An 18,609-nucleotide genomic window follows, 5' to 3' on the forward strand; every position below is an offset into this window, starting at 1 on the left:
GCTCGCTCCCACAGGGAAAGATTCAGCGTTGCGCGGTTTTGCTGGCCGCAGCGCTGTTGTCGTGGATCAGCTGAGCGATCATCGCGTCGGCTTCGGCCAGTTGACGGTCGTAGACGTTGGTGCTGAACGAGGCTTTCTGCGGCGGCTGCTGAGCCAACACAGGGCCGCTCTGGTCATGCAGATTGACCTCGACGTTGGTCGACAGACCGACACGCAGCGGGTGCTTGGCCAGTTCTTCGGCGTTGATGTGAATCCGCACCGGCACACGCTGAACGATCTTGATCCAGTTACCGGTGGCGTTCTGCGCTGGCAACAGGGCAAACGCGCTGCCGGTACCGGCGCCGAGGCTGTCGACGGTGCCGCTGTATTTCACGTCGCTGCCATAGATGTCGGATTCGATGTCGACTGGCTGACCGATGCGCATGTCACGCAGTTGGGTTTCCTTGAAGTTGGCGTCGATCCACAGTTGATCCAGTGGAATCACCGCCATCAGCGCGGTGCCCGGCTGTACGCGCTGCCCGAGTTGCACGGTGCGTTTGGCGACGTAACCGGTGACTGGCGCGATCAAGGTGCTGCGCGCATTGGTCAGGTAGGCCTGACGCAGATCCGCAGCGGCCGACATCACGTCCGGGTGCGACGACACCACAGTGTCGTCGACCAGCGCGCTGGTGGTTTTCAGTTGCTGTTTGGCGTTGGCCAGGGCGTTTTGCGCCGAGGTCAGGTCATCGCGAGCGTGGGACAGTTCTTCCTGGGAAATCGCCCCGCCCTGCGCCAGGTTTTTCCGGCGGTTGTAGTTGTCCTGCGCCTTCTGCACTTCGGCCTGTTGCGCGTTGACCTGGGCTTTCATGCCATCAACGTTGCTGTACAAGCCACGCACTTGACGCACGGTGCGCGCCAGTTTCGCTTTGGCACTTTGCAGGCCGACTTCAGCATCGTTCGGGTCGAAATTGATCAGCACCTGACCTTCGTGGACCAGATCGCCATCGTCAGCGCCGATGCTGACCACGGTGCCGGTCACCAGCGGAGTGATTTCCACGACGTTACCGTTGACGTAGGCGTCGTCGGTGCTTTCGTTAAAGCGCCCGATGAATTCGTGATAGGCCCAGACGCCCGCACACGCGAGGAGGACAATAACGGTCAGCGCCAGCAGCATCACTTTGCGTTTACGCGGGTTGCCGGTGTCCGGGGTGTTGTCTTGAGCTTGAGTGTTTTCGGCAGTGGCCATGACAAATACCTTGAATTAGTTGTGCGGCGTGGCTGGGGTGGCGTTGGCTGCGGTCAGGGTCTGCCCCTGGAAGCCGCCGCCCAGCGCTTGCATCAGTTGAATCGACAGGTCGATCTGCTCGGCATTGAGGGTGGCCAATTGACGCTGGGCCTGCAGCAATTGCTGCTCGATGCTGAGCACGTCCAGGTAGTTGCCGATGCCGGAACCGTAACGCTGGACGACGGTGTTGTAAGAGTCCTGAGCAATGTCGGTGGCGTGTTGCTGCGCGCCGATCTGCCGGCCGATGTCACGCAACTGATTGATCGTGTCGCTGACATCGCCCAGTGCTTTCACCAGACTTTTGTTGTACTGCGCCACCGCCAGATCGTAATCGGCGTCGCGCGCATCGAGGTTGGCGCGCAGGCGTCCGCCGTCGAAGATCGGCACCGAAATGGTCGGCGCAATGTTGAAGAAGCGGCTGGCCGAACCGAACATCGCGTCACCCAAAAGGGATTCGGCGCCGGCCGAGGCCGTGAGGTTGAGGTTCGGATAGAACTGGGTTTTCGCCGAGTCGATGTCTTTGCTCGCCGCTTCTACACGCCAGCGCGCGGCGACCAGATCCGGGCGACGACCGAGCAGTTCCGCCGGTAACACCGACGGCACCGCCACGGCGCTGGCCTGCAGCACTTTCGGCCGGGCGATCTCATTGCCGCGATCCGGGCCTTTGCCGAGCAACACGGCCAAGGCGATTTTCGCGCTGTTCAAGCGTTTTTCCGCATCGATCAAGCTGGCTTCGGAGCTGGCTTCCAGGCTTTGGGTTTGCTGGAACTGATACTGGCTGTCGATCCCCGAGCTCAAGCGACGCTGGCTCAAATCGAGCATTTGCTTGGTGCGCTTGAGGTCTTCGTTCGCCAGGTCATAAACGATGTGCGCCTGACCGAGATCGCTGTAAGCGCGGGCCACGTCGGCGGCGAGGGTCAACTGCGCAGCCTGACGGTCGACTTCGGCGGCACGGGCCTGACCGAGGGCGGCTTCCCAGGCGTCACGCTGACCGCCCCACAGATCGAAGTTGTAATTGAAGCCGGCGCTGACATTACGCACGGTGGCGTAAGCATCGCCCTGCCCTCGCGGATCCTGATCCTTGGCCAGGCGCGAACGGCTGATACCGGCGCTGGCGTCGAGGGTCGGATAACGCGCGGCATCGGCGGCATACGCGGCGGCGCTGGCCTGATGGGCACGGGCTTCGGCGATCTGCATGTCCGGGCTGTCGTGCAGCGCTTCGCGGATCAAGCCGTCGAGCTGTGGATCGCCGAGGCTGGTCCACCAGTCGCTTTTCGGCCACGCGGCGGGCGACAGAGTGACACCGTTGAGGGATTGGCTGGCGTTGAGACTTTTCGCATCAAGGCTTTTGCCTTGAGTGTCGAGGCCGCTGTAGTTGGCGCAACCGGCGAGGATCATCGCCGACAGCACGAGGGTCAGGCTGCTGCGCAAGGTTTTACCGCTCATTGTGTTCACCTAACCGCTGGATAGTGATCGGGTCACCGGCTGCCAGCAGGATTTTCTTGAGGATGTATTCCAGGGTTTTCAACTCGTCCGGAGTGACGGCGCCGGCCAGTTCATTCATCGCATCGGCGCCGATGTGCGGCAGGCGATCGGCCAGTTGCTGGCCTTGTTCAGTCAGTTTCAGTTGCACCTGACGGCGATCGCCTTCGCTGCGTTGGCGAACCAGGAAACCTTTCTGCTCCAGACGATCGAGCATGCGCGTCATCGAACCGCTGTCCAGCGACAGATGCCGGCACAACTCGGCCGGGGTGTCGACGCCGAACTGGGCCATGATGATCAACACCTTGAACTGCGCGGCGGTGATGCCGTGGGGTTCCATGTGGGTGTCGATGATCCGGTCCTTGAGCAGCGCAGCACGGCCAAGCAACAAGCCGAGATGGCAGTGTTTGAATTCGTCCGGGGTGAAATGCTTCATGTGCTCACCTAATAACTGCCTAGGCAGTGAATGTATGTCGAGATGTTACTGCCTAGGCAGCGAATGTCAAACAAATAGTTAGCAGGCTTGGTAATTAGTTGACCAGTGGAGTGGTTTTTTATGTTCGGCAGACAGACGCCATCGCTGGCGTGCCAGCGATGGAAACGACTCGGTTTAAGGAAGGAGCGCGATCTAGAAATCGCGCTTGTAGAAGATATCCAGCGAGCTCGCGACGCCACTGGCCGCTTCGAGATAAACCTTCTTGCTCAGCTTGTAACGCAGGGCAATGGTGCTCGCTGGTTCAAACACGCCAACGCCGTAGCGCAAACTGAGCTTCTCGGAAATATTGCCGCTGGCCACCACGCTGGTGGTGTTGCCGCTGCCCTGGGTGTCGAGTTGGAAGTCCTGAATCCCCAGGTCTTTGGCCAAGCTGCTGGTCACCCCGGAACTGCCCATCAGGCCAAGCCCCAACGCCGCTTGCGCGAGCATGTTGTTGTCTTCGCCGCTTGTACTCAGCGGACGCCCCAGCACCAGATAGGACAGCGCCTGTTCCTGGCTCATCGCCGGTTCCGAGAAGATCTGCGTAGTTGGCTGCTCGGCACTGCCACTGAGGCGAATGCCGGCGATTACGTCGTCGGTCTGGCGAATCGCTTCGATGTCCAGATATGGCTGGTCGATGGGCCCGGCGAACAGCAGACGCGCACGCCGCACCGTCAGGCGCTGGCCGTAGGCGCGGTAACGGCCGTCGTTGAGCCACAACTCGCCGCGGGTGTCCATGTTGTCGCCGATGTGCACCTGACCTTGCAGGTTGGCGGTCAGACCGAAACCGGCGAAGCTCAGTTTGTTCTGGCCGACGATGACGTCGATGTCCATTTTCATCGCCAGCGGCACCTTGCCCTCTTCGGTCTGCGCACCGACGATGATCGTGTCATCCGAGACTTTCACCGTCGAGGGCGGCAATTCGCGCACGGTGATTTCACCGTTGGGCACCTGCACTTTGCCGGCGATCTTCAGCTCATCGCCGGCCATGGAAATTTTCAGATCCGGCGCCACTTCGAGCTTGGCGTAGGGCTCGACGGTGACCGGTAGTTGCGTACCTTTCAACGCGAGATCAACCACCAGCGCCTGACCCCAGGCGACGTTGCCGTTCAGGCTGCCCTGCCCGGTCTTGCCGCTTTTCCAGCCGCCGTCCAAACGCACCGATTCACCGGCGATTACCGCTTGCAGTTGCAAGTCCTGCAACTCCATCGGCAACTCGGCACCCGACACTTCGCCGTCACTGAGTTTCACCGTGCCGTTGACCAGCGGTGCGAGCAGGCCACCGGAAATCGTCCCGCTGCCATTGAGGCGTCCGGTGAGCTTCTCGACCATCGGCACAAACGGCCGCGCCACCGAAAGATCCAGCCCGGAAAGACGGAACGAGCCGCTCAACGGTTTGTTCTTCGGCAACGGATTGAGCTGCGCCTGCACCATCAGTTCACCGAGTTTGCCGCCGACAAAGTTGAGGTCGGTGTCGATGCGTTTGGGCGTCAGTTTGCTGGTGAGTTTCAGGGTCTGGTACGGGAAGTCCAGCCACTGATCCTTTTCCTTCATGCGCAAGGTACCGCCGCTGGCGTCGATACTGACCACACCATTGGGGCCGCTCGCCGGCAGGTCCAGTTGCAGATCGGCATTGAGCCTGCCCTTCCAGGCGAAATCCTTGGGCAACCATTGCGCCAGACTTTCGATCGGGAACTGCTTGAGGTGGTAGCGCAGTTTCGGCTCCGGCATCAGGCGCTGATCTTCACCGCACAGGCTGGCATTGCCGGACATCCAGCAATGCGCGCCGAAGTTGATTTTGCCGTCAGCCAGACGTTCGAGTTTCGCCGGGTTTTGCAGTTTCCAATCCTGGCCACCGGCCTGAATGTCGCCGCTGGCCAGGCGTCCGCGCCAGCTGCCCTTGTCGAGATTGCCGTCCAGGCCCAACGCCAGTTTCAGTTTCGGCCCAAGCAGGTCGAGGTTGAGTTTCTGGTTCTTGATGTCGCCCTGAGCGCTGGCGGTTAACACACCCAGATTGGTGTCGCCGGCCTGAATCCCGGAACCCTTCAGATCAATCTTCGCCCGTTGCGCACTGTCGAGCGTGGCGTCAAGGTTGAGGCTTTGCAGGCGATTGTCCTGAAAGGCCAGTTGCGAACCTTGCAGGCCGAGTTTGCCTTGCGGCGCTTTCAGCGTGCCGGCGACGTTGACCTGGCCGTTGATCTGCCCGCGCAGTTGCGGCCAGAGCTGAGCCAGACGCGCCAGTTTGATGTCGATCTGCCCGGTGAGTTTCTGTTGCAGGCTGCCCTTGCCGCTGATGCTGTTGTCGCCGAGGCGGATTTGCAGGGCATTGAGGTTCCACTGCTCGCCCGCGCCGTCAGCCTTGGCTTGCAGGATCGTCGGTTGGCCGCGCAGTTTGCCTTTCAGATCGAGGTCGGCGGTGAGGCTCAGGCGCTCGTTCTTCATTTCGCCTTTGCTTTTCAGTGGCCCGGCCAAGGTGCCTGGCAGCTCCGCGACCCAGTACGCCGGGTTGAGCGCCGACAGATCCAGCGCCGTATCCCAGGCGATGCCGTCGGCGAACTGCACGTTCACATGCCCTTCGGCCTTGCCCTGCCCGGCTTCCATTTTCAGTTGCGGCAAGGCGATCTGTTTAAGACTGCCACTGAACGGACTGCTCAGGCTGAACGCCCCCGCCGGGCCATCCAGCGCGGCGGCGAAGTTACCGATGTACTGACCATCGGTGTAGGAGACTTCGCCGGTAAAGGTACGTAAGGCGACTTGCGGTTCGTCGATTTCGTTATAGAGCCGGTGCCACGGGAAGTCCTGCCAGTTGATGTTGGCTTGCGCCGTGAGGCCTTTGCTCCAGTCGACACTGCCGGTGAGTTTGAGGCTTTGCTTGTCGTTGGCCGTCAGGTCGAGGCCGGCAATCTGTGCGCCACTGGCATCGACTTTGCCTTGGAGCAGCAGCGCTACCGGCCCCTTGTCGGCGGGCAGTGTGGCGTTGCCGTTGAGCTGGTAACCGTTTTTCAGGTCGCCTTCGCCGGTCAACACCAGTTGATTGAGTTGCAGGGTGTCTGGCAGGTCGGCGCTCGGTTTGAATGCCTCGGAGGTGATGCGCACCTTGGCCGGCAGGTTTTCGGCCAGCGGTTGCAGTTCGCCGCTCAACTGGCCGTCGAGGTAGCCACGGCTGTCGGCGTGCAGGTTGAGGGTTTTCAACAGATCGCCGTCGACTTTCAACGCCAGTGTCCACGGCCCAGTGCCCGGAGATGGCAATGTCAGGTCACCGGCGATGTTCAGCGGCCAGTTGCCGGTCGGCGTGAGTGTGCCGGACAGGTTCAGGCTGAGGTCGTCGCGCTGCAATTTCACGCTGTCGATCTGCATGCCCTGAGCGGTCCAGTGCGCCGCCAGTTGCAAGCCCTTGAGCTGTTCGCTGCCGTTAAACAACAGGCTGCCGACCTGCACGTCGCCCAGTTCGATGGCCACCGGCAATTGCAGATCCGGCAGTTTGATCGGGCCGCTTTGCGTAGTTTCTTCGCTCGGTGGAAATTGCAGAATGACCTGATCAGCCTTGAGCTGGTCGATGCACAGGGTCATGCGCGTCAGGCACAGCGGCGACCAGGCGAAGATTGGTTTCTGCAACTCGACGCGGCTGCTTTCTTGCTGCCACAACAGGTGATCGGCGCTCCACTGCCCGCCGAAGCGACCCTGGAAATTCTCCACGCTCAACCCCGGCACCAGCCCCAGCACCCAACGGCTGCCAGCCTGCGTACCCAGCACCGCAGCGATGCTCAAGACAATCAACAACACCAGCGCCAACAGGGCCAATGCCGTTATTTTCAAACCACGCTTCACAGCTCAGGCCCCATGGAAAAGTGCAGCCGGATGCCGCCATCGTCGTCCAGCGCGTGGGCGAGGTCGAGGCGGATCGGCCCCACCGGCGAGACCCAGCGCACACCAATACCAACCCCGGTCTTGAGGTTCGGCAGTTCGAGTTTGTTGAAGGAGTTGCCCTGATCGACGAAAGTCGCGACCCGCCACTTTTCGGCGATCGAATACTGATACTCGACGCTGCCGGCGACCATGTAGCGACCACCGATGCGGTCGCCATCGGAGTTTTCCGGCGACAGGCTCTGGTAGTCGTAACCGCGCACGCTCTGGTCGCCACCGGCGAAGAAACGCAGCGACGGCGGTACCGATTTGTAGCCGTTGGTGGCGCTGCCACCGACCTGCACGCGGCCGAGCAGACGGTGCTTGTCGAATACCGTGGTCAACCCTTTGACCAACGCCGTGCCATATAAAAGGTTGTTGTCCGAGCCGAGACCTTCCTTCGCCACTTTGCTTTCAAAGGTCAGGCGATAGCCGTTGTGCGGGTCGATGCGGTTGTCGCTTTTCAAGTACGAATAGCTGACGCCGGGCATCAGCAAGGTACTCAAACCCGAGTCATCGCCAAGTTCGTATTCCTCACGCTGCCATTTCAACGAGATCACCCGTTGCCAGCCGCTCGGTAATTTACTGTGCCATTCCGGGCCGAAGGTCAGCAGCTTGCTCAGGGTGTCAGAACCGTCGATGTTTTCGAATTGGTAACCGCCCGCCCAGCGCAGTTTGTCGGTCAGGGGCGGGTCGAGCGGAATGTCGTAGAAGAGGCCGACGTTCTGCCGTGGCGCCGACAGTTCGGCCTCCCAGCCATAGCTGTCGCCTTGCGGATTGACCCAATGGCGCGTCCAGTTGGCTTTGATGCGCGGGCCGACGTCGGTCGAATAACCGAGGCCCAGGCCCATGGTCCGTGGTTTGCGCGTGTCGAGTTTGACGTCGACCGGGATCACGTCGTTCTGCGCTGCGGTCGGTGCGGCATCGACGCGCACACCTTCGAAATAACCGCTCGATTGCAGATCGCGGTTGAGTTCGGCGATCAGCTCGGAATCGTACGGTTCGCCTTCCTTGAACGGCACCATGCGTTGCAAAAGGTCTTCGTCGAACGGCGTATCACCCTCGAAACTGACTTTGCCCAGCGCATAACGCGGGCCGCTTTCGTAGATCAATTCGACATCGGCGACGCCTGCACGCGGGTCGACCAAGAGTTTTTGGCTGGTGAAATGGCCGCTGAAATAACCGAAGCGCGAGGCCTGATTCTGAATAAGTCTTTTGGCGTCTTCATAACGCCCATGGTTGAGCACCGCACCGGACTTGAGCGCGTCGCTTTTCGGTACACGAAAGGATTTGAGGGAGGCCGCCGGGCCGTCGACACGGATGGTCACGTTACGCAGGCGAATCGGCTCGCCGGGATCGATGTTCAGCACCAGGCGCGGCGTGTCGCCGCCCTTGACGTCACTGTCGATCTGCGGCTGGTAGTAGCCCAACGCCTGAGCCGCCTTGCGCGCCTGCTCTTCGGCACCGCGACTGAAGCGCAGCAAGGCGTCTTCGTCACGGTCACCGAGGCTGCCGATATAGCCTTCTATATTGGCCTTGAGTTCATCGTTGGACGGTTTGATCCGCACATCCAATTCACTTTGCGCCAACGCCGTGCAGCTGGATAACAGCATGAGCACGCCACTGGTAAATCTTCCTGGAAACTTCATGGCGCGAATGCTATCACGGGCTTGGGAGCGTAATAGAAGCGGAAATTTCCCAAGAAGTTCGATTGTTATGCTGTTGCAGTTTGTAACACCTGCGGATTGGCGTGAAAAAATACGTGTTCGCGCACGGGGCCGACGGCAACTTCGCCAATCTCCTGATAACCCTGACGTTTATAGAATTCCAGGTAGCGCGGATTGCCGGTGTCGAGCACCACGCCTTGCGAAGTTTCATCCACCGCACACCAGTTGTGTACGGCCGTCAGCAGTTGCTCGCCGAAGTGCTTACCCTGGAACTGCGGATGAACACCCAGCAACGGCAACATGTGCACCGAATCGCTGGGCACGCAGGCGGCCACGGCATCGTGATATTCCAGGTACCGACGGGTGCAGCGAAAACCGGTGCTGAGCACCATGCGCAGGCGCCATGCCCAACTCTCGGTGATGCCCAAACGGCGCTGAGGCGGCGCAATCAGCGCGATGCCGATCAGGCGGTCGTTGACCAGCAGGCCGATGGCCGGCAGATCCTGCAGGAAATGTTGCTTGACCAATTCGCGCACCGTCGCCCGCACCCGCTGCTCGTAGCCGGGACGCTCGGCTTCGAACAGGTAGCCGAAAGTCGGCTCGTGGCGGTAGGCCTGATACAGCAGGGATCGTGCTTCGCGCGAGTAGCCGCGGTCGAGCATATGAATGTCGGCGATGGCAGTCTGGGTTTCAGGCATGACGATGATTCTCCCCGGGGCGCGGCTCAAATGACTGCGCTCTTGTTGGTACGAACCTTTTGCCGTTGGCACAGTTCCCCACAGGTATAGACCAAAGCGGGATCTTCATCGACTGAACGAACGCCATCGCTGGCAAGCCGGCTCCCACAGGTTTCTCGGGTGTTCACAAAATTTGTGTTCGCTGGAGATCCCTGTGGTAGCTGACTTGCCAGCGATAGCGCCAGTACATGCAGCATAAATCTGACAGAGCTGAGTGAATCTGCTTACCCCACACTGGCCCCCATCCCACATGTCAGCTAGCATCGCCCTTTTGCCAGGACTGCCGACCATGAAGATTGTTTCCTTCAACATCAACGGACTGCGCGCCCGTCCGCATCAGCTGGCAGCGCTGATCGAAAAACACCAGCCGGACGTCATCGGCCTGCAGGAAACCAAGGTCCACGACGACCAGTTCCCGCTGGAAGAAGTACGTGCGCTGGGCTATCACGTGTATTTCCACGGCCAGAAAGGTCACTACGGCGTCGCCCTGCTCTCTCGTCAGGAACCGATCGCGATTCACAAAGGTTTCGCCACTGATGAAGAAGACGCTCAGCGCCGCTTCATCTGGGGCACTTTCGCCGACGCCAACGGCGTGCCGGTGACGATCATGAACGGCTATTTCCCACAGGGCGAAAGCCGCGACCATCCAACCAAATTCCCCGCCAAACAGCGCTTTTACAGCGATCTGCAAGCCTTGCTGGAAAGCCAGTTCCACAATGAACAGCCGCTGGTGGTGATGGGCGATGTGAACATTTCCCCGGAAGACTGCGACATCGGCATCGGCCCGGACAACATGAAGCGCTGGCTGAAAACCGGCAAATGCAGCTTCCTGCCGGAAGAGCGCGAGTGGATGGCCCGCCTGAAAAACTGGGGCCTGACCGACAGCTACCGCCACCTCAACCCCGACGTGACCGACATGTTCAGCTGGTTCGACTATCGCAGCCGTGGCTTTGAAGACGAGCCAAAGCGTGGGCTGCGAATTGACGTGATTCTGGCCTCCCACGGTTTGCTGCCGCGGGTGAAAGATGCGGGCGTCGACTATGAACTGCGCGGCATGGAAAAACCGTCGGACCATGCGCCGATCTGGCTTGAATTGAGCTAAAAAGCAAAAGATCGCAGCCTTCGGCAGCTCCTGCATTTGAAACGCGTTCCCCTGTAGGAGCTGCCGCAGGCTGCGATCTCTTGATCTGTAATCTTTTGGTCATGCGCCTGACTTAATCTCCCCGGCAATCCCCTTGGCTTCAATCGGTGCCGGCATGACCCTGCGTGTTCTGTGCGTTTTTCTATTGAGTGGATGGCTGACGGTCTCTGCCGCTGCCCTGCCCATCCCTGAAAACGGCCCGGCCCTGCGCATTCAGGGTTCGAACACCATCGGTGCCGAACTTGGCCCGGCGCTGATCGAAGGTCTGTTGCAAGAACAAGGGTTGCTCAAGATCCACCGCGAAACGCCGGACAGCGCCAACGAACTGCGGATCGTCGGCCTGACTACCCAAGGCAAACGCGTCGCCGTGGAAATCGCCGCCCACGGCTCCAGCACCGGGTTCACCGCGTTAAAAAACGCCAGCGCCGACCTTGCCGCCTCCTCCCGTCCGATCAAGGACGGCGAACTGCTCAGCCTGCAATCGCTCGGTGACCTGAAAGGCCCCGCTGCCGAGCAAGTCATCGCCATCGATGGGCTGGCGATCATCCTTCACCCCGACAATCCGCTGCAGCAGCTGGACACCGAACAACTGGCACGGATCTTCAGTGGCGAGGTGAAAACCTGGGAAGACCTCGGCGGCCGTGGCGGGGCGATTCATTTGTATGCACGCGATGATCAGTCCGGCACCTACGACACGTTTAAGGAATTGGTCCTGAGTCGTCGTGGGAAAAATCTGAGTAGCGTTGCGAAAAGGTTTGAATCCAGCGAGCAATTGTCCGACGCCGTCAGCACCGATCCGCAAGGCATCGGTTTTATCGGTTTGCCTTATGTGCGCCAAGCGAAAACGGTGGCGATTGCCGATGGGGCTTCGCAATCGATGTTGCCGCTGAGCAGCCTGATCGCCACCGAGGACTATCCCTTGTCCCGCCGGTTGTTCTTCTATACGCCGCCCAATAGCAAGAATCCCTGGGCGAAAGCATTGGCGGCGTTCGCGCAAAGTCGTCAGGGCCAGGCGATTGTGGCGGCCAACGGGTTCATCAGCCAGACCGTTCAGGCCATGACGGTCGCACCGAATGCACTGATGCCCGAGGGTTACCAATCACTCAGCCGTCACGCCCAGCGTCTGACAGTGAACTTCCGTTTCGAGGAAGGCAGCGCGAACCTGGATAACAAGGCGCGGCAGGATCTGGCCCGGGTGCTCGACTATATAAAGCGTCAAAACAAGACGGATCGCACGGTGACGCTGATTGGGTTTGGTGATGCAAAGGACGACCCGGCGCGCGCGGACTTGCTATCGAAGCTGCGGGCGATGGCGGTACGGCGGGAATTGGTGAAGAACGGTGTGGTGTTGCGTGAGGTACGCGGGTTCGGCGCGCAAATGCCAGTGGCGGCGAACAGTGCCGATGAGGGACGGATCAAGAATCGGCGGGTTGAGGTTTGGGTGTATTGAATTGGTGGGTGGTACTGGCGCCATCGCGAGCAGGCTCACTCCTACATTGGTCCTGAGTGAACCCGATCAATTGTAGGAGTGAGCCTGCTTGCGATGAACAATAACGCGGTGCTGGATCAGCGCTCGCTACGCAGCATTTCCTTCGGCACATATTTGCCGATCTCGAACTTGCCGATTGCCGCGCGGTGCACTTCGTCCGGGCCGTCGGCCAGGCGCAGGGTACGTTGCATGGCATACATGTAGGCCAGCGGGAAATCGTTGGAAACCCCTGCCCCGCCATGGATCTGGATCGCCCGGTCGATCACGCGCAGCGCAACGTTGGGTGCGACGACTTTGATCTGCGCAATCTCACTCTTGGCCACTTTGTTGCCGACGGTGTCCATCATGTACGCCGCTTTCAGCGTCAGCAGACGCGCCATGTCGATTTCCATCCGCGAGTCGGCGATCTTGTCGATGTTGCCACCCAAACGTGCCAGCGGTTTGCCAAATGCAGTGCGGCTCACCGAGCGTTTGCACATCAACTCCAGCGCACGCTCGGCCATGCCGATCGAACGCATGCAGTGGTGAATCCGGCCCGGGCCAAGGCGACCCTGAGCGATTTCGAAGCCGCGTCCTTCACCGAGCAGAACGTTTTCGTACGGCACCCGCACGTTGTCGAACAGCACTTCGGCGTGACCGTGCGGCGCATCGTCGTAACCGAATACCGGCAGCGGACGGACGATTTTCACGCCGGGGGTATCGACCGGCACGAGGATCATCGAGTGCTGGGCGTGACGCGGTGCATCGGGGTCGCTCAGGCCCATGAAGATCAGGATCTTGCAGCGCGGATCGCAGGCGCCTGAGGTCCACCACTTCTTGCCGTTGATCACCCACTCGTTACCATCGCGCACCGCGCGGGCGGCCATGTTGGTAGCGTCGGAAGAAGCCACATCCGGTTCGGTCATGGCGAATGCCGAACGGATCTCGCCGCGCAGCAGCGGTTCGAGCCAGCGTTGTTTCTGTTCTTCGTTGGCGTAACGCACCAAGACTTCCATGTTGCCGGTGTCCGGTGCCGAGCAGTTGAACGGCTCTGGTCCCAGCAAGGAGCGGCCCATGATTTCTGCCAGCGGTGCATATTCGAGGTTGGTCAGGCCGGCGCCGAGTTCCGATTCAGGCAGAAACAGGTTCCACAGACCTTCGGCCTTGGCCTTGGCTTTGAGCTCTTCCATGATCGCTGTCGGCTGCCAGCGGTCGCCCTCGGCAACCTGGCGTTCGAATACGGCTTCGGCCGGGTAAACGTAAGTGTCCATGAACGCGGTCACGCGCTCACGCAGTTCTTGCACCTTGGGCGAATAAGCGAAATCCATGAGCAGCTCCCGATGGTTAAGGCAGTTCTTGAGCACAGGTTGTTTAAGTCATGCAATCGATGCTAGAACAGCGCTGATAATTTACCTAGCCTATTCTCGGCGTGTATAAACATTCATCACCGATATATGATCCAGTGATCGTCAGCCCTTAAAAACAAGAGAAGCCGCGTTATGAATCTGAGCAAGGTCGACCTCAACCTTTTCATCGTCTTTGACGCGATCTACACCGAAGCCAACCTGACGCGCGCCGGGCAGATTGTCGGTATCACTCAGCCGGCGGTGTCCAACGCATTGGCGCGGTTGCGCGAAACCTTCAACGACCCGCTCTTTGTCCGTACCGCTCAGGGCATGGTGCCGACGCCGATGGCGCAGAACATCATCGGCCCGGTACGCAACGCACTGTCGCTGTTGCGGGTGTCGGTTCAGGAAAGCCGTATCTTCAACCCGGCGCAAGCGGTCAAGACCTACCGCATCAGCATGACCGACCTGACCGAAGCAGTGATTTTGCCGCCGCTGTTCCAACGCCTGCGCCGTCTGGCGCCAACAGTGATCATCGAAAGCTTCCTGTCCAAACGCCGGGAGACCACCAAGGAACTGGCGGCCGGGCGTCTGGATTTTGCCGTGGACGCGCCGCTCAACACCGACCCGCAGGTGCGCCACGTCAAGTTGATGGAAGACCGTTACGTGTGTGCCATGCGCAAGGGCCATCCGATGGCAGGCAAGGAAAAGCTTTCCCTCGATGACTATCTGTCGCTGACCCATATCCACATTTCCAGCCGCCGCAGTGGTCTGGGTTATGTCGATCTGGCGCTGGGCAAAATGGGCATTCAACGCAAGATCGCCCTGCGCTCGCAGCATTACCTGATGGCGTCCCAGGTGATGCAGCAGACCGACATGGTCATGACCGTGCCGGAGCGGTTTGCCCGGCGGCATGAACTGCATGCGTTTAATCTGCCGGTCAATGATGTGCCGCCGGTGGAGACTCATTTGTATTGGCATGAAAGCACCGACCAGGACCCGGCGAATCGCTGGATGCGCGAGCAGATGATCGAGTTGTGCCAACAGGTGACGGCGCATGAGAAGAAGCTGGATAAGCAGGCAGTCTGAACGCAGATCAAAAGATCGCAGCCTTCGGCAGCGCCTGCATTTGGAATGCGCTCATCCTTTAATAGCCGCCGAAGGCTGCGGTCTTTTTCATGCTTGACGTAAACGTCAACTCGCCATTAGCTTAGCGCCAAGACCTTTTTTCGAGCGCTTTCATGAGCAGCCAGACCTATAGCATTTCCGACCTTGCCCGCGAGCTGGACATCACCACCCGGGCAATTCGCTTTTATGAAGAGCAAGGCCTGCTCAGCCCTGAGCGTCGCGGCCAGGAACGCATCTATTCGCCCCGCGACAAGGTCAGCCTGAAGCTGATCCTGCGCGGCAAGCGCATCGGTTTCTCGCTGGCCGAATGCCGCGAACTGATCGAACTCTACGACCCGTCCAGCGGTAACACCAAACAGCTCAACAGCATGCTGGCGAAAATCAGCGAGCGGCGCGAACAGCTTGAGCAGCAGTTGCTCGACATCGAACAGATGAAGCTGGAACTCGACACCGCCGAAGAGCGCTGCGTGCAGGCGTTGGAGCAGACGCTCAAGAGCCAGCAGGCCATTTAACCAATCCACACAAATCCCCCTGTAGGAGTGAGCCTGCTCGCGATTGCCATTTCACATTCAACAGAAATGTTGACTGATCCAGCTCTGTCGCGAGCAGGCTCACGCCTACAAGGGTTCTCCATGTATTCAAGAAAATCAGCAGGTCAGCCCATGTCCCTCCCCTCCCAAGTACGCCTGATCGAAGTCGGCCCGCGCGATGGCCTGCAAAACGAAGCGCAACCCATCAGCGTCGCCGACAAGGTGCAACTGGTCGACGCCTTGAGCGCCGCCGGTCTTGGCTATATAGAAGTCGGCAGTTTCGTCTCGCCGAAGTGGGTGCCGCAGATGGCCGGTTCCGCCGAGGTGTTCGCGCAGATCCAGCGCAAACCCGGCGTGACCTACGGCGCATTGGCACCGAATCTGCGTGGGTTTGAAGACGCCATTGCCGCCGGGGTCAAGGAAGTCGCGGTGTTCGCCGCTGCCTCCGAGGCGTTCTCGCAGCGCAACATTAATTGTTCGATCAGCGAGAGCCTGGCGCGGTTTGCGCCGATCATGGAAGCGGCGAAACAGCACGGCGTTACCGTACGCGGTTACGTTTCCTGCGTGCTCGGCTGCCCATATGAAGGCACGGTCGCGCCGGAGCAAGTGGCGATGGTCGCGCGTGAGTTGTACGCGATGGGCTGCTATGAAGTCTCGCTGGGCGACACCATCGGCACGGGCACCGCAGGCGCGACCCGTCGCTTGTTCGAAGTGGTGTCGGCACAAGTACCGCGGGAGAAACTCGCCGGACATTTCCACGACACTTACGGCCAGGCCATGGCCAACGTCTACGCCAGTCTGCTCGAGGGGATTGCGGTGTTCGACAGCTCTATCGCCGGACTCGGCGGCTGCCCATACGCCAAAGGCGCGAGCGGTAACGTCGCTACTGAAGACGTGGTGTACCTGCTCAATGGCCTCGGTATCGAGACCGGTATCGACCTGGACGCCTTGATTGCTGCGGGTCAGCAAATCAGCCATGTGCTCGGCCGCCCGAGCGGTTCGCGCGTGGCCAAGGCCCGTGGCGCGCAGTGAGGGAGATGGTGTTACCGCGGCGTCCGGAGTGTGGTCGCAAGCGAGTAACACGGAAACAAATTGTCTGGTTCTGGCTAAGCTAAAAATCCCGCAAAAAGATCAAGCTATTGATTTATAAGGATTTTTAAAAGTTGGCACGCGTTCTGCTATCTCTATGGCATAACAAGAATAAAAAGCAGCAAACCAATAAAAATAAGACGTACCGACTCTGACATAACAAAAACAACACGGCAGAGACGCAGCTAACAGATTTTTTTGGAGAAGGTGTGCTTTTCAGGGTGCTCTCAGGAGTGACCCGCAACCGGGCAGAGAACAATAAAACTACCTTCAGGTAGCTCCCGAATCGGTTGGATCGTTTAACGAGAAAGCAGATCAGCGCTCAAAAAAATACGTTTGCTCTTGACCCCGGATGGGGGTCGCCAAAAACAGCGGTAAAGGGCCACGGTTGCCAAAAACAACAACAGACCGCCCCTCAATAATAAAAAAGAGCACGCGACGACAAAATTAAAGGGGAGCTTCGGCTCCCCTTTGTGCTTTCTGTGATTCCTGTTTTCACCGCATATCCCTTGTAGCAGTGAGCCTGCTCGCGATAGCGTCGTGTCAGTCGATGAAAATATTGACTGGTACACCGCTATCGCGAGCAGGCTCACTCCTACAGGGGTTTTGTGTCAGGCGAGCTTTTCGCGTAGTTCCTCGATACTGATCTCACGCATCCTGAATTTCTGGATCTTGCCCGTCACCGTCATCGGAAACTCTTCGACGAACTTGAAGTGTCGCGGCGTCTTGAAGTGTGCGATGCGCTCCTTGCACCAGGTTTGCAGCTCCAACTCGGAAGCGCTGTGACCGGGGTGAAACTTGATCCAGGCAACAATCTCCTCACCGTAACGCGAACACGGAATGCCGATTACCTGCACGTCCGCCACCGCCGGATGGGTGAAGAAAAACTCTTCCAGCTCACGCGGATAAATGTTCTCGCCACCGCGAATGATCATGTCCTTGTTACGCCCGGCGATGTTCACGTAACCCTCGTCATTCATGCTCGCCAAGTCGCCGGTGTGCATCCATCCGGCCTCGTCGATGGCCTCGGCGGTGGCCTGCGGGTTGTTCCAGTAGCCGAGCATCACGCTGTAACCGCGGGTGCAGAGCTCGCCGATGGTGCCGCGTGGAACCAGGTTGCCAGCCTCGTCGATGATCTTGCTTTCCAGTTGCGGCTGGGTGCGGCCGACCGTGGTCACGCGCAACTCCAGTTCATCGGTCGGGCCGGTCTGGAGCGAAACCGGACTGGTTTCGGTCATGCCATAGGCGATCTGCACTTCGCTCATGTGCATCTCGCTGATAACCCGGCGCATGACTTCGATCGGGCAGGTAGCGCCGGCCATGATCCCGGTGCGCAGGCTCGACAAGTCGAATTCGGCACGCTGCGGCTGATCGAGCATGGCAATGAACATGGTCGGTACGCCGTACAGTCCGGTGGCTTTTTCCTCGGCGACAATTTGCAGGGTCAGCAACGGATCGAAGGCATCGTTGGGATAAATCATCGTGCTGCCGTGGGTGATGCACCCGAGGTTGCCCATGACCATGCCGAAGCAGTGATACAGCGGCACCGGGATCACCAGTCGATCAAGCGGGGTCAGGCCGATGCTTTCGCCGACCATGTAACCGTTGTTGAGGATGTTGTAGTGACTGAGGGTCGCGCCCTTGGGGAAACCGGTGGTGCCGGAGGTGTATTGAATGTTGACGGGTTGATCGAAGTGCAGGCTGTCGCTGCGTTCGCACAATTGTTGCGGGGAGATGCTGACGGCTAGATCGGCCAGTCGCGACCACGGCAGGAAACCTGGCGGCGGCTGGGTGTCGAGACTGATCACCCCGCGCAGGTCCGGCAGGAGTTCGCTACGCATCTGGCCGATGGACTGCTCGGCCAGTTCCGGTACCAGCCCTTGCAACATGCCGTGATAGTTGGAGGACTTGAACGCGCTGGCGCAAACCAGCCATTGGCAACCGGATTGCTTGAGCACGTACTCCAGTTCAGAGCTGCGGTAGGCCGGGTTGATGTTGACCAGAATCACGCCGATCTTCGCGGTGGCCACTTGCGTGATACACCACTGCGCGCAATTCGGTGCCCAGATACCGAGCCGGTCACCGGCCTGTAAACCCAATGCGAGCAGGGCTCTGGCATGCAGATCCACCGCGTCGGCCAGTTGGCGCCACGAGTAGCGCAACTGCTGATGCCGCACCACCAGCGCCTCGCCATCCGGGTATTGCGCGACGGTCTGGTCGAACTTCTGCCCGATGGTCATCGCCAGCAAAGTTTTGTCCTGGGAACCACGGGTATAGCTGCGCTGCGGGTTTGCACTGGGTTGATCCATGACGACCCCTATTGTCTTTATTAGTGGGTTTAGCAATCTTGAACTGCCCCTACTCTCGCTCAAGTTGACG

13 protein-coding genes are annotated in these 18,609 nt (G+C 59.6%); 5 read left to right on the forward strand and 8 right to left on the reverse strand.

The features are described from left to right. Positions 1-22: 22 nt before the first annotated feature. From PSH79_RS17330 to PSH79_RS17355, 6 genes are all read right to left on the reverse strand, one after another. Positions 23-1,225, reverse strand: coding sequence for an HlyD family efflux transporter periplasmic adaptor subunit (locus PSH79_RS17330; RefSeq protein WP_123529287.1), 1,203 nt, complete (start codon positions 1,223-1,225; stop codon positions 23-25). A gap of 15 nt (positions 1,226-1,240) precedes the next feature. Beyond that, entirely contained in the window at positions 1,241-2,710 is a 1,470-nt protein-coding gene (locus PSH79_RS17335; protein ID WP_305438633.1) for an efflux transporter outer membrane subunit, read from the reverse strand. After that, on the reverse strand, positions 2,700-3,182 hold the full coding sequence (locus PSH79_RS17340; RefSeq protein WP_150592326.1) for a MarR family winged helix-turn-helix transcriptional regulator: 483 nt from the start codon (positions 3,180-3,182) through the stop codon (positions 2,700-2,702). Before PSH79_RS17340 ends, PSH79_RS17335 begins: the two co-directional genes overlap by 11 nt. 192 nt (positions 3,183-3,374) lie before the next feature. Next, entirely contained in the window at positions 3,375-7,049 is a 3,675-nt protein-coding gene (locus PSH79_RS17345) for a translocation/assembly module TamB domain-containing protein (RefSeq protein WP_305438635.1), read from the reverse strand. Continuing rightward, a complete protein-coding gene (locus PSH79_RS17350) occupies positions 7,046-8,773 on the reverse strand; it encodes an autotransporter assembly complex family protein (protein ID WP_305438636.1) in 1,728 nt (575 codons plus the stop codon). Before PSH79_RS17350 ends, PSH79_RS17345 begins: the two co-directional genes overlap by 4 nt. 65 nt (positions 8,774-8,838) lie before the next feature. After that, positions 8,839-9,489, reverse strand: a complete 651-nt coding sequence (locus PSH79_RS17355; protein ID WP_187681035.1) for an N-acetyltransferase — start codon at positions 9,487-9,489, stop codon at positions 8,839-8,841. A 328-nt stretch (positions 9,490-9,817) separates the two neighbouring features. Here PSH79_RS17355 and xthA point away from each other — a divergent pair, with 328 nt between their 5' ends. Together xthA and PSH79_RS17365 are read left to right on the forward strand one after the other, a co-directional pair. Then, positions 9,818-10,630, forward strand: a complete 813-nt coding sequence (xthA, locus tag PSH79_RS17360) for an exodeoxyribonuclease III (protein WP_305438639.1) — start codon at positions 9,818-9,820, stop codon at positions 10,628-10,630. Positions 10,631-10,784: 154 nt separating this feature from the next. Further along, positions 10,785-12,119: a phosphate ABC transporter substrate-binding/OmpA family protein gene (locus tag PSH79_RS17365; protein WP_305438641.1), complete on the forward strand. Its 1,335-nt coding sequence runs from the start codon at positions 10,785-10,787 to the stop codon at positions 12,117-12,119. A gap of 116 nt (positions 12,120-12,235) precedes the next feature. On the opposite strand, the gene PSH79_RS17370 is transcribed toward PSH79_RS17365, so the two are convergent. Next, complete coding sequence (locus PSH79_RS17370) at positions 12,236-13,465, reverse strand: acyl-CoA dehydrogenase (RefSeq protein WP_305438643.1); 1,230 nt, start codon at positions 13,463-13,465, stop codon at positions 12,236-12,238. A gap of 171 nt (positions 13,466-13,636) precedes the next feature. Here PSH79_RS17370 and PSH79_RS17375 point away from each other — a divergent pair, with 171 nt between their 5' ends. The 3 genes from PSH79_RS17375 (at position 13,637) to PSH79_RS17385 (ending at position 16,173) form a co-directional block, all read left to right on the forward strand. Then, complete coding sequence (locus tag PSH79_RS17375) at positions 13,637-14,572, forward strand: LysR family transcriptional regulator (RefSeq protein WP_305438644.1); 936 nt, start codon at positions 13,637-13,639, stop codon at positions 14,570-14,572. Positions 14,573-14,724: 152 nt separating this feature from the next. Then, positions 14,725-15,123, forward strand: coding sequence for a MerR family DNA-binding transcriptional regulator (locus PSH79_RS17380; RefSeq protein WP_042559912.1), 399 nt, complete (start codon positions 14,725-14,727; stop codon positions 15,121-15,123). Between the two features lie 150 nt (positions 15,124-15,273). After that, entirely contained in the window at positions 15,274-16,173 is a 900-nt protein-coding gene (locus tag PSH79_RS17385) for a hydroxymethylglutaryl-CoA lyase (protein ID WP_305438647.1), read from the forward strand. 668 nt (positions 16,174-16,841) lie between these two features. On the opposite strand, the gene PSH79_RS17390 is transcribed toward PSH79_RS17385, so the two are convergent. Then, entirely contained in the window at positions 16,842-18,539 is a 1,698-nt protein-coding gene (locus tag PSH79_RS17390; protein ID WP_305438648.1) for an AMP-binding protein, read from the reverse strand. Positions 18,540-18,609: the final 70 nt, after the last annotated feature.

The sequence above is a fragment of the Pseudomonas sp. FP2196 genome, assembly GCF_030687715.1.
Lineage (GTDB): Bacteria > Pseudomonadota > Gammaproteobacteria > Pseudomonadales > Pseudomonadaceae > Aquipseudomonas.

Excerpts from the sequence above, each read along its gene's own strand:
- PSH79_RS17390 (WP_305438648.1), bottom strand. The coding sequence starts at position 18,539 with ATGGATCAACCCAGTGCAAACCCGCAGCGCAGCTATACCCGTGGTTCC.
- xthA (WP_305438639.1), top strand. The coding sequence starts at position 9,818 with ATGAAGATTGTTTCCTTCAACATCAACGGACTGCGCGCCCGTCCGCAT.
- PSH79_RS17350 (WP_305438636.1), bottom strand. The coding sequence starts at position 8,773 with ATGAAGTTTCCAGGAAGATTTACCAGTGGCGTGCTCATGCTGTTATCC.
- PSH79_RS17370 (WP_305438643.1), bottom strand. The coding sequence starts at position 13,465 with ATGGATTTCGCTTATTCGCCCAAGGTGCAAGAACTGCGTGAGCGCGTG.
- PSH79_RS17335 (WP_305438633.1), bottom strand. The coding sequence starts at position 2,710 with ATGAGCGGTAAAACCTTGCGCAGCAGCCTGACCCTCGTGCTGTCGGCG.
- PSH79_RS17380 (WP_042559912.1), top strand. The coding sequence starts at position 14,725 with ATGAGCAGCCAGACCTATAGCATTTCCGACCTTGCCCGCGAGCTGGAC.
- PSH79_RS17375 (WP_305438644.1), top strand. The coding sequence starts at position 13,637 with ATGAATCTGAGCAAGGTCGACCTCAACCTTTTCATCGTCTTTGACGCG.
- PSH79_RS17365 (WP_305438641.1), top strand. The coding sequence starts at position 10,785 with ATGACCCTGCGTGTTCTGTGCGTTTTTCTATTGAGTGGATGGCTGACG.
- PSH79_RS17330 (WP_123529287.1), bottom strand. The coding sequence starts at position 1,225 with ATGGCCACTGCCGAAAACACTCAAGCTCAAGACAACACCCCGGACACC.
- PSH79_RS17355 (WP_187681035.1), bottom strand. The coding sequence starts at position 9,489 with ATGCCTGAAACCCAGACTGCCATCGCCGACATTCATATGCTCGACCGC.
- PSH79_RS17340 (WP_150592326.1), bottom strand. The coding sequence starts at position 3,182 with ATGAAGCATTTCACCCCGGACGAATTCAAACACTGCCATCTCGGCTTG.
- PSH79_RS17385 (WP_305438647.1), top strand. The coding sequence starts at position 15,274 with ATGTCCCTCCCCTCCCAAGTACGCCTGATCGAAGTCGGCCCGCGCGAT.